Source organism: Polynucleobacter sp. Fuers-14, from assembly GCF_018882045.1.
Classification (GTDB): Bacteria; Pseudomonadota; Gammaproteobacteria; order Burkholderiales; family Burkholderiaceae; genus Polynucleobacter.
Window position 1 is genome coordinate 1 of record NZ_JACVPG010000036.1, and the last position, 603, is coordinate 603.

The following is a 603-nucleotide window of genomic DNA, read 5'->3' on the forward strand; positions in this document are numbered from 1 at the left end:
CGGCCTCTACGGCCCTACAGAGAGGGATCGATCCACTGGGTAAAGCTTTTTCATAGTAACCTTGATACATCTGTTTTGACTTCACTAATCCATACACTACACGCGCCATCTTCGCTGCCACCGCAGTCCTTGCTTTACGTTGTAAATCCTTATCCTGCGGTGCGCCTTTAATATAGCGGCTATATTTTTGCTGAAAACTATTTTCTGGTTGAGCGATAGCAGTGTTCACTGCCATCCATAACGCCAAACGTAAACGCGCATTACCTCGTTTAGAGATTTGTTCTTGACCACGGTAGTTGCCTGATTGATTTTTGGCTAGATCAAACCCGCAATACTTCAAGAACTGACGATGATGGCTAAAGCGACGTAGATCCCCGCCTTCCGCCAGAATCGTTAGGGCATTAATCGGGCCAATCCCCGGCACACTTTGCAAGATGGCAGAATCCGGGTTATCGGCCAATACTGCTTGAGCTGTCTCTTCTAATTGCTTGCGACAAGCATTGATCTCTTGATAGCGTCTCAGTTGTATTTGAAAGGTTTTGCAAGCCAAGGAATCTGCCTCAACAGGTAGTCCAATGCTATGCAAGGCGGTCTCATAGAGCT

At 46.9% G+C, this 603-nt stretch carries 1 protein-coding gene; it reads right to left on the reverse strand.

Translation table 11 applies throughout. The features are described from left to right. On the reverse strand, window positions 1–586 hold a 586-nt coding region (locus tag ICN40_RS11565; RefSeq protein ID WP_255561334.1), incomplete at its 3' end, for a transposase. Window positions 587–603 lie beyond the last annotated feature (17 nt).